The 13386-nt window shown below is 64.3% G+C and carries 14 protein-coding genes; 8 read left to right on the plus strand and 6 right to left on the minus strand.

The window, feature by feature from the left end; translation table 11 throughout:
• Positions 1-64: 64 nt before the first annotated feature.
• Genes ACUP6Y_RS00540 through ACUP6Y_RS00560 form a run of 5 tightly spaced genes read left to right on the plus strand, consistent with a single transcriptional unit; the run spans position 65 to position 4402 of the window.
• The gene (locus ACUP6Y_RS00540; protein WP_462553654.1) at positions 65-1291 is read left to right on the plus strand and encodes an LLM class flavin-dependent oxidoreductase; all 1227 of its coding nucleotides are present in this window, start codon (positions 65-67) and stop codon (positions 1289-1291) included.
• Complete coding sequence (locus ACUP6Y_RS00545) at positions 1291-2328, plus strand: aldo/keto reductase (RefSeq protein WP_462556825.1); 1038 nt, start codon at positions 1291-1293, stop codon at positions 2326-2328. The genes ACUP6Y_RS00540 and ACUP6Y_RS00545 overlap by 1 nt, the downstream gene beginning before the upstream one ends.
• A 4-nt stretch (positions 2329-2332) precedes the next feature.
• Entirely contained in the window at positions 2333-3409 is a 1077-nt protein-coding gene (locus tag ACUP6Y_RS00550; RefSeq protein ID WP_462553655.1) for a lactonase family protein, read from the plus strand.
• Entirely contained in the window at positions 3406-3918 is a 513-nt protein-coding gene (locus ACUP6Y_RS00555; RefSeq protein ID WP_462553656.1) for an NADPH-dependent FMN reductase, read from the plus strand. The genes ACUP6Y_RS00550 and ACUP6Y_RS00555 overlap by 4 nt, the downstream gene beginning before the upstream one ends.
• Positions 3908-4402 (plus strand): flavin reductase family protein, encoded by a 495-nt coding sequence (locus ACUP6Y_RS00560; RefSeq protein ID WP_462553657.1) that lies wholly within the window; start codon positions 3908-3910, stop codon positions 4400-4402. The genes ACUP6Y_RS00555 and ACUP6Y_RS00560 overlap by 11 nt, the downstream gene beginning before the upstream one ends.
• On the opposite strand, the gene ACUP6Y_RS00565 is transcribed toward ACUP6Y_RS00560, so the two are convergent.
• The 6 genes from ACUP6Y_RS00565 to ACUP6Y_RS00590 all read right to left on the minus strand — a co-directional run bounded on the left by ACUP6Y_RS00565 (position 4377) and on the right by ACUP6Y_RS00590 (position 9322).
• Positions 4377-5012 (minus strand): TetR/AcrR family transcriptional regulator, encoded by a 636-nt coding sequence (locus tag ACUP6Y_RS00565; protein WP_462553658.1) that lies wholly within the window; start codon positions 5010-5012, stop codon positions 4377-4379. The two genes, ACUP6Y_RS00560 and ACUP6Y_RS00565, sit on opposite strands and share 26 nt — an antisense overlap.
• Before the next feature lie 50 nt (positions 5013-5062).
• On the minus strand, positions 5063-6229 hold the full coding sequence (locus ACUP6Y_RS00570; RefSeq protein WP_462553659.1) for an epoxide hydrolase family protein: 1167 nt from the start codon (positions 6227-6229) through the stop codon (positions 5063-5065).
• Positions 6230-6232: 3 nt separating this feature from the next.
• A complete protein-coding gene (gene fdhA / locus ACUP6Y_RS00575) occupies positions 6233-7444 on the minus strand; it encodes a formaldehyde dehydrogenase, glutathione-independent (protein ID WP_462553660.1) in 1212 nt (403 codons plus the stop codon).
• A 14-nt stretch (positions 7445-7458) separates the two neighbouring features.
• A complete protein-coding gene (locus ACUP6Y_RS00580; protein ID WP_462553661.1) occupies positions 7459-8340 on the minus strand; it encodes a TIGR03620 family F420-dependent LLM class oxidoreductase in 882 nt (293 codons plus the stop codon).
• Positions 8341-8414: 74 nt separating this feature from the next.
• On the minus strand, positions 8415-8831 hold the full coding sequence (locus ACUP6Y_RS00585) for a MaoC family dehydratase (protein WP_462553662.1): 417 nt from the start codon (positions 8829-8831) through the stop codon (positions 8415-8417).
• Positions 8831-9322, minus strand: coding sequence for an FAS1-like dehydratase domain-containing protein (locus tag ACUP6Y_RS00590; RefSeq protein ID WP_462556827.1), 492 nt, complete (start codon positions 9320-9322; stop codon positions 8831-8833). The genes ACUP6Y_RS00585 and ACUP6Y_RS00590 overlap by 1 nt, the downstream gene beginning before the upstream one ends.
• 191 nt (positions 9323-9513) lie before the next feature.
• Between ACUP6Y_RS00590 and ACUP6Y_RS00595 the strand changes: the two genes are divergently transcribed.
• Genes ACUP6Y_RS00595 through ACUP6Y_RS00605 form a run of 3 tightly spaced genes read left to right on the plus strand, consistent with a single transcriptional unit; the run spans position 9514 to position 13356 of the window.
• Complete coding sequence (locus tag ACUP6Y_RS00595) at positions 9514-10572, plus strand: Rieske 2Fe-2S domain-containing protein (RefSeq protein ID WP_462553664.1); 1059 nt, start codon at positions 9514-9516, stop codon at positions 10570-10572.
• Entirely contained in the window at positions 10569-11762 is a 1194-nt protein-coding gene (locus tag ACUP6Y_RS00600; RefSeq protein ID WP_462553665.1) for an acyl-CoA dehydrogenase family protein, read from the plus strand. Before ACUP6Y_RS00595 ends, ACUP6Y_RS00600 begins: the two co-directional genes overlap by 4 nt.
• Positions 11763-11790: 28 nt before the next feature.
• Complete coding sequence (locus tag ACUP6Y_RS00605) at positions 11791-13356, plus strand: class I adenylate-forming enzyme family protein (protein ID WP_462553666.1); 1566 nt, start codon at positions 11791-11793, stop codon at positions 13354-13356.
• Positions 13357-13386 lie beyond the last annotated feature (30 nt).

Consider the following 13386-nt stretch of genomic DNA (forward strand, 5'->3'; position numbering starts at 1 on the left):
TTTTTGCTAGCTTAGCCAAAATAGCGCTCGAGAGTAGCCACCTAGCGGGAGCAGAGGTCGAAGAATGGGCAGTTCAACCGCGTTCGCAGTTTTGCCGTCACCACCTCGCTCAGGTGGCACCGAGGTACGAGACACCTTCGAAGACGTGCTTGGTCTCGCCCGACGCGTCGAAGAATCCGGTGCCGACGCCTTCTTCCTCGCTGACTCACTCGCCTACGACCCAAGCTTCTCGACACACACGAGATTCGAACCCGTCTCCTTGGCCGGCTCCCTGCTCGCGACCGTGGAACGTATCGGCGTCATCATCACGATGTCGACCACGTTCAGCCACCCCTACCACGTCGCACGATCCCTGACCTCGCTGGCGAACATCGGAGCTGGGCGAATCGGCGTCAACCTGGTGACCTCGTTCGGAGGTGAGGCAAACTTCGGCCTTTCTGAGCTCCCCAATCCGGAGGATCGCTACCACCGGGCAAGCGAGTTCATCGAGGCCATCAACAAGCTGATTGGGAGCTGGGGGTCAGATAGGTCAACCCCAGAACCTGTCAACCACGTCGGCAAGCACTTCGACATCGCCGGACCCCTCAGTATCAAGCCGCACGAAGACAACCTCCTCGTTGCCCAATCCGGCCAGTCCCCGGAGGGGATCGAACTCGCCGCCAGATCAGCCGACCTAGTCTTCACCGCAGCCCAGTTCGACCATCTTCAGCAGCGATACTCCGACGCCCTGACCACGACCGCTGCCCAGGTCCGCCCAGACGGGACGCGTCCGACCGTTCTCGCCGGACTGGCACCCATCATCGGCACCACCGCGGAGGAAGCCTGGGAGCACGAGCAGACCCTGTGGGGAAGTGAGACCTATGAGACCCAGCGTCTCAAGATCGAGGAAGTACTCGGCGTCGACCTCTCGGACATCGATCCACACGACCGAGTCCCTCGACACCGACTCCCCCCGATCGACCAGGTCACTCGCAGGCCCGGTCGTGCGAGCACTATCTACGAGATCCTGGATCGCTATGACCTCACTATGGCCGAACTGGTCCGAACCCAGACCCGCCACAACGGCCACCGGACCGTCGTCGGTACGGCTGACCACGTTGCCGACGAGATTCAACGGCTGGCCGACCTGCCGACCCTTGACGGCTTCATCATCCTGCTCCCCAAGGCGTCCGAGCTCGTCGATCCCGTCTTCGACGAGCTCCTCCCCAGGCTGCGCGACCGTGGCGTCCTTGTCCCGGCTGAGGACGCCCACCAGACGATGACGCGACTGAGCAGGAGGCAGACCCGATGATGGACTACAGAGTCCTGGGACGGACCGGAGTGAAAGTCAGTCCCCTCACCCTCGGCACCATGAATTTCGGCTCCTACGGCAAGGTCTCGGCACCGGCCGGCGCCGAGCTGATCGATCGTGCTCTGGAAGCCGGGATCAACGTCATCGACACCGCCGACGTCTACTCGGCCACTGAATCCGAGTCCATCATCGGCGCTGCCCTCGCCGTGAGCGGCCGCCGTGAAGACGTCGTGCTCGCGTCGAAGTTCAATCGCCCGCTCGACAAGGACCCGAACCATCGAGGGAACTCGCGCCGTTGGATCCGACGCGCGGTCGAAGACTCCCTGCGCCGGCTTCAGACCGACCATCTCGACATCTATTACGCCCACCGCCCCGACGAGGACACTGAACTCGAGGAGACCGTCGATACCTTGGTCGACCTCGTCCGAGAAGGCAAGGTCCTCTACTACGGGACCAGCACGTTCCCGACCAGCCAAATCGTCGAGGCTCAGTGGCTGGGGCGTTCTCGAGGGGTCCGCCCGACCGTAGAGCAGCCTCCCTACTCCATCCTTGTCCGACACGGCGAGCGCGAACTGCTACCAACCGCCAGCGCCCACGGTCTTGGCACCTTCGCCTGGAGTCCCCTGGCGGGTGGCTGGCTCTCCGGCCACTATCGCCAGTCGGACAACGGCGACCAGTGGACGAGGTGGAACAACGCCCTTCGGCACGACCCCGAACTCGATGTCAACAAGCGCAAGTCCGCGGCCGTTGCCCAGCTCGAAGACCTGGCCAACGCTGCAGGGCTGAGCCTGGTTCAACTCGCGATCGGGTTCGTGCTCGAACATCCGGCGGTGACTTCAGCGATCATCGGCCCCAGGACCGTCGAGCAGCTCGACGCATACCTGAGCGCGGCTGACACCGTCCTGGACAGCGACACGCTCGACGCGATCGACCGGATCGTCGCCCCCGGAGAGACGCTGAGCCCGGGTGACATCGGCGATGACCCCCTCCCAATCCGGCAGCCGCGGCTACGCCGGCGCCATCACCGAGGGGAGTAGCCCGATGCCCGTCTGGGACCTCTACGTCGGCGGACTGACCGCCGACGTCTGGCAGTACCACCCCCGACCCGAGGGGGACACCACCATCCCCGCCCGCGGAATCGAACGGTTCGCCTACGACGACGCCGACGGATCCATCGTTCATCACGACACCGTCTCCGGCGACCTCGCCAGTCCGCAATGCCTAGTCCCCCATCCCCGGCTGCCGATCCTCTACGCCGCCGAGTTCGCGGTCCCCGCCCGACTAGTTGCGTTCACGCGCCGCGACCAAGGACGACTTGAGCGCATGCAGGCCGTCGCGACCGGCGGTTCCCTGGCGATCACGGCAGCCGTCCATCCCAACGGAACCAAAGCGTACGTCGGCCACCTCGGGGACGGGATCGTGACGACTATTGCTATCGCCGACGACGGGCAACTCGAGACGCCGACGGCCGTCCACGATTTGCAGGGCCGAGACGCCAAGGTCCACCACCTCGTCGTCACCCCCGACGGACAGTCCCTTATCTTGACCGACTTCGGGCGCGACGAGGTCGTCTCCTACGACCTCGACCGACAAGGAAACATCAAGCCCGAGTCGAGGCAAGTCATCACGTTTCCGAAAGGTTGCGCTCCGCGGCAGGTCGAGCTGCACCCCCACGGAGCGCGCGCCTACGTCGTGGGTGTCGGGGACGGCAACCTCTACGTTCTCGAGGCTGCCCGCCACGTTCCAAACCGGATCCTCGCTGTGCACCCGATCGCTACCGCGAGCGAGGTCAAGCCGGCCGAAACGAGCCTGCACACCAACGCACGCTTCCTCTTTGTCGGGGTCCGCGGCAGCGACTCCGTCGCCACCATCGACCTTGACGAACGCGGCGACCTCCGAGACATGACATCGGTGCCCAGTCGTGGAAGCTCACCACGATCCATCGCTGTCGACCCATCGGGGAAGCGCCTTCTTGTGGCGAACTGGCACTCGAACGAGCTGGTCGTGCTCGAGGGAGCCGACACTGGTGTGCTGCGGTCCGCCGAGCAGGATCTGCTCGTTCGTTCCCCCGGATCGTTCGTGTTCCTCCGACCCGTGCAGAGTCGGGAGGGAGCATGAACCTGACGATCGTCGTGGGCAACCCAAAGCCCGCGTCGCGAACCCTCAGCGCAGCCCAACTCTTGGCACGGACGCTCACCGGTCATGACGACGCACGTGTCTTCGACCTCGCACTGTTCGGCCCAACGCTGCTCGCTGAGCAGGACGAAGACGTAGCCAGCGCCCTTGACATCGTGACCCGGTCGGACCTCGCGATCTTTGCCAGCCCGACCTACAAGGCGACCTACACAGGGATGCTCAAGCTCTTCCTCGATCGCCTTCCCAACGGAACGGGGCTAGAGAGCGTCGTTGCTGTTCCACTCATGTTGGGGGCGCAGTCTCGGCACGCGATGGCGGCGGATTTGCTGCTCAAGCCCCTTCTGGTTGAACTCGGAGCAGTCGCGCCCGCCCCGGGTCTCTACATCGATCAGTCGTCCGAAGCGCCGAGCACATCGATCTCTGCCTATGTCGACCGCTGGGGCGATGCCATCATGGCGGCGACCGGAGGGCGGAAAAGCGATGAGAACTGACCTCGTCAACCTCAGCCCTGGTTCTCTTCGCCGGGCCTTCGCGGAGTTTCCCACTGGTGTGGTGGCTATCTGTGCCGAACTCGAAGGCCAACCAGTGGCCATGGTGGCCAGCACCTTCGTCGGTGTCTCCCTCACACCGGCACTAGTCACCGCCTGCATTCAGAACTCATCAGCGACTTGGCTTCAACTGCGCCGAGCTCGACACCTCGGCATCAGCGTCTTAGGTCAGACCCATGACGCTGCCGCCCGTGCTCTAGCGGGCAAGTCCGGTGACAAGTTCGAAGGCGTGAAGACAACGCGCAGGGACAACGGAGCCGTCTTCGTCAACTCGTCCTGCGCTTGGCTCGACGTGACCGTGGTGCAAGAGATCCCCGCCGGCGATCACTCCATCGTCATGATGCAGGTCATCGACCTCGACATCCTGGACGAGTTGCCGATCGTGTTTCACCGAAGCCGGTTCAACCGTCTCGGCGAGTCAGACTGAAACGCTCCATGCCGGACCTGGCGTAGTCCAACACAGCGTCGAGCATGTCCTCTATCGACGACCCCTGAGCAAGAGACTCCGCGGAAAAGAAGTGGATCTCCCTGAGGCCGCCCATGATCGAGACCGCGACGAGCCGCGGCACCAAAGGATCGCGTGTCAGTTCTTCGCTTCGGGCGAGATGGTCTGCAATGAGATCCTCGAACTCGGTGAAGCTGGCCGTCGCGTAGCCCTGCAGGATCTTGCTGCTACGGATCACGCTGGCTCGGACACGTCGTTGACGCCAGAAGACCTTCTCATCCCCTTCCGAGATCGCCGAGCGGATGCTGTCCAAGTACCAGCGCCGCACTGCGTCGAAGACAGTCCAAGGATCGCCGGTCTCGCCGAGCTCGGAACGCAGCAGGTCCAATGACCACAGGTCGACGCCAATAACCAGGTCGTGCTTCGCAGGGAAGTGGTGCGTAAGGGTGCGCGGCGCTACGTCAGCTCGGTCGGCGATCTCCTGGAGGGTGGTCTGGTCGTAGCCCTTCTCATCGAACAAGGACAGGGCTGCGTCCTGGATCCGACTGGTTGTGGCTCGACGCTTCCGTGTCTGCCGCGTCCGATCTGCCATTGCTCGATCCTAGGCCGCTCTCACGTACCCATTGGTGACAACTGGCGGCATCAATGAGCAGCTTGGCGGAACGGGCGGAAGAACGACCGGAGTTCCTCGGCGTACAGTTCCGGCTCCTCGAAGGCGGCGAAGTGGCCGCCGCGGGGTGGCTCGGTCGCATAGACCACGTTCGCGACCCTTTCGAGCCACTCCCGGGGAGGCCGGACGATGTCGCCGGCGAAGATGGAGAAGCCCGACGGCACCTCGACCCGTCGAAGCTGCTTCTCGCGGGCGATTGCGGCATCTGCACGGTACATCCGCATGGACGAGCCGATAGTTCCCGTGAGCCAGTAGATAGTGACGTTGGTGAGGATCTCGTCCTTCGTGTAGGACGTCTCGATGTCACCGGCGCAGTCACTCCACGACTGCATCTTCTCGACGATCCAGGCAGCCAACCCGACGGGGGAGTCGTGGAGGCCGAACGCAGCCGTCTGGGGCTTGGTGCGGTGCATGAGCCCATAAGCTCCCTCCGTCGCGCCCCAGGCGAGCGCTCCGTCCAAAAAGTTTCGCTCGATGTCGCTGAGCTCGGATCGATCTCCGTCGAACACTGGCAGCCCCGCGTCTGTGCGATGGACCGCATGCACCTGCTCCGCGTGCTCGAGCGCCAGGTAGCGGCAGACCAGGCTTCCTTTGTCCCCGCCCGCCGCAAAGAACGAGTCGTAGCCCAACCCCGTCATAAGCGTGCTCCACAACGAGGCGACGTCCGTGGAATCGAGCGCTCGTCCGCGTGGGCGCTCCGAGTAGCCGTGGCCCGGCATGTCAGGCACCACGACGTCAAAGGCGTCCGCAGGGTCGCCTCCATGAGCTGCGGGATCGGTCAGCAGAGAGATGACCTTCGCGTAGCGCCAGAACGAGTCGGGCCAGCCGTGACAGAGCACGAGGGGGATAGCCTGCTGGGTCGAATCCGCGGCGCGTGCATGGATGTAGTGCACCCCGAGACCGTCAACCGTCGCGCGAAAGCGAGAGAGTCGGTTCAGCTCCCGCTCCTGTGCGAACCAGTCGAACTCCTCGGCCCAGTAGCGGACAAGTTCCCGCATGTAGGTGAGATCGACTCCTGCCGTCCAGCCAGCGTCCTCGGGCGCGTCCGGCCAGCGCGTTGCCCGCAGCCGGCGCCGGAGGTCTTCGATAGCCGCAGGATCGGTGGTGTGTCGGTAGGTCTCGGGGTGCACGTTCGTCATCGCTCAGATGCTCCCGTGGGGGTCGAGCACGTACTTCTTCGCAGCGCCCTGGTCGAAATCTGCATAACCCTGAGGCGCCTCAGACAGCGGGATGACCGTTGCGCCCACAGCCTTCGCGATCTGCACCTTATCTCGAAGGATTGCCGACATCAGATAGTGGTTGTACTTCATGACGGGGCACTGGCCCGTGGCGAACGACAGCGACTTGGCCCAGCCCGTGCCGAGGGCGAGCGACAGGGCGCCCACCTTCGCCGCCTCGTCGACACCACCCGGGTCGCCGGTCACGTAGAGGCCCGGAATGCCGACGGAACCGCCAGCGGCGGTTAGTTCCATCAGAGAGTTCAATACCGTCGCCGGTGCCTCCTGAGCCTGCGCCGAGCCGTGGCCGCGTGCCTCGAAACCGACGGCATCGATGCCCGCGTCGACCGTCGCGACACCAAGGATGTCCTCGACCTGATCACGAGGATCGCCCTTTGTAACGTCGACGGTCTCGCAGCCGAAGCTGCGAGCCTGCTCGAGTCGTTCGGCGTTCAGGTCCGCCACGATGACTGCGGCAGCACCGAGCAGCTGGGAACCCACCGCCGCGGCGAGGCCCACCGGGCCAGCGCCCGCGATGTAGACCGTCGATCCGGGACGGACGCCGGCGCTAACGGCGCCGTGGAACCCGGTCGGGAAGATGTCGGACAACATGGTGAGATCGAGGATCTTCTCCAGCGCCTCATCGCGGTCCGGGAACTTCAGGAGGTTCCAGTCAGCGTATGGCACCATCACGTACTCGGCCTGGCCGCCGACCCAGCCGCCCATGTCGACGTAGCCGTAGGCGGACCCGGGCCGGTCGGGGTTCACATTGAGGCAAATTCCGGTCTTGCCCTCCTTGCAGTTCCTGCAGCGGCCGCACGCAATGTTGAACGGGACGCTGCAGACGTCACCGACCCGGATGAACTCAACGTCTCGGCCCACCTCAATGACCTCACCCAGAATCTCGTGTCCGAGCACCAAACCCGACGGGGCGGTCGTACGTCCCCGAACCATGTGCTGGTCGCTGCCACAGATGTTGGTGGACAACACCTTGAGAATGACACCGTGGTCACACTTGCGTCCCACGTTGGCGGGGTGCACCCCCGGGCCATCCTGCAGTACCAACGTCGGGTACGGGGTGTTCTGCACCTCCACCTGACCGGGGGCGACGTACACCACTGCGCGGTTGCCTGACATGTCGAAGTCCTTTCTCAGAGAACGGCCTGCGCGAGTTCGCGCCACTCGTTCAGAGGTACGGTCGTGTCGCCGCGCAGCACCTGGACTGCAACGTGATTTGCGCCGGCGTCGAAGTGCTCGTTGATTCGCTCGGCGGCCCGGTCCACGCTTCCCCAGGCGACCAGGGCGTCGACGAGCCGGTCCGAGGCGGCGCGGGGGTCTGCCCAGTCCGCGTCCTCGAAGCCGAGGCGACGAAGGTTGCCGAGGTACCCCGGCGCGCGCAGGTAGTAGCTCAGGGCAGTCCGCGCGATGGCGCGCGCCGCTACGGGATCCGTCTCCAGGACCACCATCTGTTCAGGCGCCAGGAGCGGCTCCGGACCGAGGATCTGTCGTGCAGATCGGGTGTGTTCCGGGGTGGTCAGGTACGGATGCGCGCCGTTTGCGTGACTTCCAGCAAGCTCGATCATCTTGGGGCCGAGTGCACCGAGGACGCGCGGCGGCGTACCGTCTGGCTGCACCGAGTGATACGGCGCCTCGTCGATCGCCTCCAGGTAGTTCGTCATGTAGCTGAGCGGCTTGGCATAGTCGTGACCGCGAACTTTTCCGACGAGCGCAGGGCTGCTGACGCCAAGGCCGAGCAGGAACCTGTCGGGGAAGGCTTCGCTCAGCGTGTACTGCGCTGCCTTGGTCGTCAGTGCGTCGCGTGCATAGATGTTCGCGATGCCCAGCGCAACGTTGAGCGACTCGGTTGCTGAAAGAACCAGGCCCGCCATGACGAACGGTTCCCGTCCCGTTGTCTCATTGAGCCACAGGGTGCGATAACCCATCTGCTCCAGCTCGCGCGCCGCGGCCTGAGCCCGCGCCACAGGCTGTGCCTCGAAAACTGCTGTCCAAATACCTACTCGGCCAAGATCCATGGCGCGAACTGTACAGAAACCAATCGCTGTTTGATAGGGGGCGTTGGGCGCGGCCGAAGAACGCCGTTTCTGCGCTAGAAGCGGGCGGTCGCGTATCCGTTCATTACCTCGGCGCCGTGCTGGTTGACCGCGGTCAATGAGAACTGGACCAAGGGCGCGCCGTCGTCGTCGGCCTGGACTTCCTCGACCGTTGCAGTGGCCTCGACGGTGTCTCCCGGCCGCACCAGATCGACGAATCGGGCGCCAATCCGAGTGAGCTGCGCTGTGCCGACCCAGTTCGTGATGACGGTCATCGCTGTCGCCATGGTCAGCATGCCGTGCGCAAAAACCGTCGGCTGACCGGCGGCCTGGGTCGCATATACCTCGTCGGTGTGGATCGGGTTGAAGTCGCCCGATGCCCCGGCGTACATCACCAGCCGGCTGCGCGTCAGCCTGTCAAGAACAACCTCCGTTCGCTGGTCGCCCTTGGACACCCCGTCTGGCATCGTCATCACTTCTCCTGCTCCTGCCGGGGTGAGGTGGTCGGTGCTGACTCGGGCAAAACCCAGACCGACCTAGCGGTGACGACGATCGAGCCCGTGCGGGCATCGCGGTACTCGGCAACGCGCTCACTGAACTTCAAGAGACCACCGCGTCGCGACCGCTTCTCCCACGTCCTGCCTTCACGCTCCGACACCTCCAAGACGTCACCGGCCACAATCGGCCTCGCGTACTCGAAGTGCTGCTCAGCATGAAGGCCGGCCGCGCCCTCGACCCTCCTGCCGCTCGGCGTGTCTGCCGAACCGAACCAAGGGGAGCCGTCCTTCGGGCGCAGGACGAAGTCGGGATCGAACTGAGCAGACGACAATGCGAACGTCGGTGGAGCGACGACGGCTCCAGGATCGCTCTCCTGAGACCCGGCTCGCCAAGCGTTCACCGCTGCGTCGTCTCCAATCGCGCGGGCGAACAACAGGATCTGTGCTGCCTCGACAGGAAAGTGCACGATCAAGATCGTCTCCTCAGTGCCTCGATGCGACCTCGTCTCGGCCGCGCGATGTCCGCTGGGGCCTGGCGCGGACTCTGCCGAGAGTGAGAGTGTCTTGTCAATCCAATCGGTGTTGGATTAATCTGCGAGCAACCCCGGTTGGAGCGTTGAAGCGGGGACCGACTCGACCCAATGGAGGGGGATCCCCCATGAATCAACCCCGACACCCTGCATCGGCTCTGCCTACCGGCTGGTTCCAGATCGGCTGGTCACATGAGCTCGCGCCCGGCGAGGTTCGCCCGGTGCGGGCGTTCGGACAGGACCTCGTCCTCTGCCGCTACGAATCGGGAAGCATTGGTCTCTTCGACGCCTTCTGCCCGCACATGGGCGCCCACATCGGCCACGGCGGCCGCACTGTGGGGGAGGACCTCGCCTGTCCATACCACGGCTGGCGCTTCGACAAAGCGGGATGCAACACCCTCGTTCCCTACAGCGAGCGGACCAGCCGTGTGGCCAAGCTGCGCTCCTGGCACGTCGAGGAAATCGGCAGTTCTCTCATCGTCGCGTGGTACAGCCCGAACGGCGGCGAACCGACCTTTGATGCACCCGATGCCGGCCAGATGCCGGGCGCAGGCGAGGTCGACTTCTGCCCTGTCAGCGATGACACGACCAGGCGCTACGAATCTACGCCGATGCAGGTCGACTTCGTCACCGAGAACACCGTGGACATGAGCCACTTCAAGTTCGTGCACGAAACGCCCGAGATCGGTTCCCTCATCGAGCTCGATCCGGTCGACCACCGATTCCACGTCAAGTTCTCTATGCCGATGAAGCTGTACTCGGACGAGGGCGGGGAGATCGTCGACACCGTCACCGAGCTCACAAACTGGGGTCTGGGCTTCATCTTTGCCCGGTTTGCTGATGGCGCGACCATCGTCCAGGCGCAGACCCCCGTGGATGAAGGCCTCTGCGACGTGATGATGACTGTCATCCTGCCCCGTGAAGACGCTGATTCCGACAAGCCGACCGGCAAGCAGAAGGCTCGCTTCAAGATGGCCTGCCGGCAGGTTGAGAACGACATGGTGATCTGGCAGCACCGCCGCCATGGGGCTCAGGCGCACCTGGTGGCCGAGGAGATCGCCGGTTTCAAGACATTCGCGAAATGGAAGCGGCAGTTCTACGCCGACGCGGCCGCTTCCACCGATGGAAAGACGGTTTACGTGCAGACTGAACAGAGCGACCGCGCCGACGCAGGGACGCGATCGTGACGCCGGGCGAGCTCGAGGAGCGCCGTCAGGACCTCCAGAGCTTCGTCGACGAGCGACTCGTCCCGCTCGAGCCCGACCTGCCCGTCGAGGGTTTGCCCGAGGAGCCACTGCTCTCCCAGCTCCAGAAGGAATCGCGGGCTCGTGGTTTCTGGGGTCTGACGGCGCCGAAGGAGTACGGCGGGCAGGGTCTCAATGTGTACGAGAGCGCCGTCCTCTACGAGGAGCTGATGCGCACGACCGTGAGCGGCGTCAGCGGCGGCTACTACGGAGCCGGAATCTTCGGTGGCAATCCGCCGGCGATCATCCTGTCCGCCGGCACCGAACGCCAGCGCGACCTCTACGCGCGACGGGTCACCGAGGAGGGCTGCGGCTTCTTTATCGCCATGAGCGAGCCTGCCGCCGGTTCCGACCCCGGCGGCATGATGACCACCACCGCTACCCGGCAGGAGGGTGGCTGGGTCCTCAACGGCGTCAAGGGCATGATGAGTGAGTTCTTCCTCGCCCGCTTCGGAGTCGTGTTCGCGCTTACCGATCCCGACAAGAGGGCACGCGGCGGAATCACCGCCTTCATCGTCGACCGTGACAACCCCGGGGTGTCCATCGACGGTGAGACGGCGACGATGTCCGGCAAGGTTGCGTCCTGGATGCGACTGACCGACTGTTTTGTGCCCGACGAAGACGTACTCGGACCCATCGGCGGTGGTTTCGCCCTCGGCCAGCAGTGGTTCGGCAAGCTGCGCACGCTCTACTACGGCGCCGGCATGCTCGGTCCCGCCCGCCGTGCCCTGGAGATCGCCAGCGACTACGCCAACCAGCGCGTCACGTTCGGAGAGCCCTTGGCATCCCGACAGGCCATCCAATTCATGCTGGCCGACTCAGCAATTCAGCTCAACGCTGTGCGCACCGTCACCCACGACACCGCACGCAAGCTCGATGCCGGCGAACGGGGCCGAGTGGAGTCCGCGATGGTCAAGATCATGGGAACCGAGATGGCCTGGGAGGTCCTGGACCGCGCACTGCAGATCCTCGGCGGTATCGGCTACACCAACCGATACCCGATCGAGCGCATGATGAGGACCGTGCGACTGTTCCGGATCACCGAGGGAGCGAACGAAGTACACCGCGCCTTCATCGCACGGGAGCTCCTCAAGCCTGACGCATCCAAGCCCCCCAGGCCCTTCGTCGGGTGACCGACACTTACACAAAGGCGGAAAACTGATGTCCGGCGAGAACCTCGGCGAGTTCGTGCGCTTTTGGGCGCGAGCGATGCCGAACCGCGAGGCGCTGATCCACGGCGACGCCACGGTGACGTGGGCCGAACTGAACGACCGCACCACTCGCCTGTGCAACGGGCTGCGCCAGCTTGGGATCGAGAAGGGCGACAGGATCGGACTCATCGCGCCGAACTGTGTCGAGTACCTCGAGATCGTGATCGCCAGCTACAAGCTCGGTGCGGTCACGGTCCCCCTCAACCATCGCCTGACCGCCAGCGAACTCAGCTTCATCCTCGAGCATGCCGGCTGTAAGGCGGTGATCAGCCACGGGTCATTCAGTGAAGTAACTGCACAAGCGGTAGATGCGCTCGCCACCACAGCCGCGCTCGAACCCGTGATCCGCATCGGCATGGAGCCCGGGTTCGGTGAGGACCTCGCCGATCTGTACTCCGAAGACAGCATCGATGTGGACGTACACGTCGACACAACCGACGTGGCGTACATCTGCTACACGAGCGGCACAACGGGACTGCCTAAGGGAGCGATGCTCACACACGGCAACGTCTTGGCGACAGCCAATTTCCGCAACCTGGCCGACGATCTCGGCCAGCAGGCACGTCTCTACCTTCCTGCGCCGCTCTCTTTCACCGGCACGCTGGTGATGTTGTGGGGTGTGAACTATGTCGGAGGCGGAGTGACCGTCCTCGACACTGCAGTCGATGCCCGACGGTGCCTCGAGGCGATCGATCGACACGCCATCACCGACTTCGTCGCCGTCCCGGTGATCTTGGAGCGCATGATCCGCGATCCGGAGCTGGACAAGTACAACCTGACGTCGCTGCGCACATGTCTCACTGGCGGAGCCAACGTCACGGAGTCCTTCCTGCGTCAGATGTGGGACCGCGGAATCCCGGTACGGAACTCATACGGATTGACCGAAGGCTCCAGTTGCAGCACCTGGCAGAGTCTCACCGAGTCGCAGCAGGACCCCGCATCTGTAGGCCACGCGACGATCTTCAACGAGATCAAGATCGTCGACCATCACAAAGCAGAGCTCATCGACCTTCCCGTCGGCGAAGTTGGCGAGATCGCGATCCGGGGACCTGAGGTCATGCTGGGCTACTGGGACGACCCCGCCGCGACGTCAGCCACTCTTGTCGATGGCTGGTTGCGGACAGGTGACCTTGGCCTTCTCACCGACGCCGGCTTCCTCCACGTCGTGGGCCGCGTCAAGGACATGCTCATTTCCGGCGGCATCAACGTGTACCCGGCCGAGATCGAAGAGGTGCTGGCGACCATCGACGGTGTCCTCGAGTGCAGCGTGATTGGCGTCGCCGATGAGATCTGGGGTGAGACGCCGGCGGCCATCGTCCACCCGGCGCCGAACAGGTCGCTGGAGCCCGCGGCGGTCCGCGAATACTGCGCCGCCTTCCTTGCCGACTACAAGTTGCCTCGGTACGTCGTGATTCGCGACGAGCCGCTGCCACGCAACATGTCCGGGAAGATCCTCAAGCGGATCCTCCAAGAGGAGTACTCCGGCCCCACCACGCTTGGCCCCCCGCTGCGGTAGCTGAATAGCCATCGAACCGGGCCGCTGAGC

The organism is Nocardioides sp. S5-5 (genome assembly GCF_054954065.1).

What these genes read in the sequence shown, in the direction of transcription:
- ACUP6Y_RS00540 (WP_462553654.1), top strand. Translation starts at nt 65, where the DNA reads ATGGGCAGTTCAACCGCGTTCGCAGTTTTGCCGTCACCACCTCGCTCA.
- ACUP6Y_RS00545 (WP_462556825.1), top strand. Translation starts at nt 1,291, where the DNA reads ATGGACTACAGAGTCCTGGGACGGACCGGAGTGAAAGTCAGTCCCCTC.
- ACUP6Y_RS00550 (WP_462553655.1), top strand. Translation starts at nt 2,333, where the DNA reads ATGCCCGTCTGGGACCTCTACGTCGGCGGACTGACCGCCGACGTCTGG.
- ACUP6Y_RS00555 (WP_462553656.1), top strand. Translation starts at nt 3,406, where the DNA reads ATGAACCTGACGATCGTCGTGGGCAACCCAAAGCCCGCGTCGCGAACC.
- ACUP6Y_RS00560 (WP_462553657.1), top strand. Translation starts at nt 3,908, where the DNA reads ATGAGAACTGACCTCGTCAACCTCAGCCCTGGTTCTCTTCGCCGGGCC.
- ACUP6Y_RS00565 (WP_462553658.1), bottom strand. Translation starts at nt 5,012, where the DNA reads ATGGCAGATCGGACGCGGCAGACACGGAAGCGTCGAGCCACAACCAGT.
- ACUP6Y_RS00570 (WP_462553659.1), bottom strand. Translation starts at nt 6,229, where the DNA reads ATGACGAACGTGCACCCCGAGACCTACCGACACACCACCGATCCTGCG.
- fdhA (WP_462553660.1), bottom strand. Translation starts at nt 7,444, where the DNA reads ATGTCAGGCAACCGCGCAGTGGTGTACGTCGCCCCCGGTCAGGTGGAG.
- ACUP6Y_RS00580 (WP_462553661.1), bottom strand. Translation starts at nt 8,340, where the DNA reads ATGGATCTTGGCCGAGTAGGTATTTGGACAGCAGTTTTCGAGGCACAG.
- ACUP6Y_RS00585 (WP_462553662.1), bottom strand. Translation starts at nt 8,831, where the DNA reads ATGACGATGCCAGACGGGGTGTCCAAGGGCGACCAGCGAACGGAGGTT.
- ACUP6Y_RS00595 (WP_462553664.1), top strand. Translation starts at nt 9,514, where the DNA reads ATGAATCAACCCCGACACCCTGCATCGGCTCTGCCTACCGGCTGGTTC.
- ACUP6Y_RS00605 (WP_462553666.1), top strand. Translation starts at nt 11,791, where the DNA reads ATGTCCGGCGAGAACCTCGGCGAGTTCGTGCGCTTTTGGGCGCGAGCG.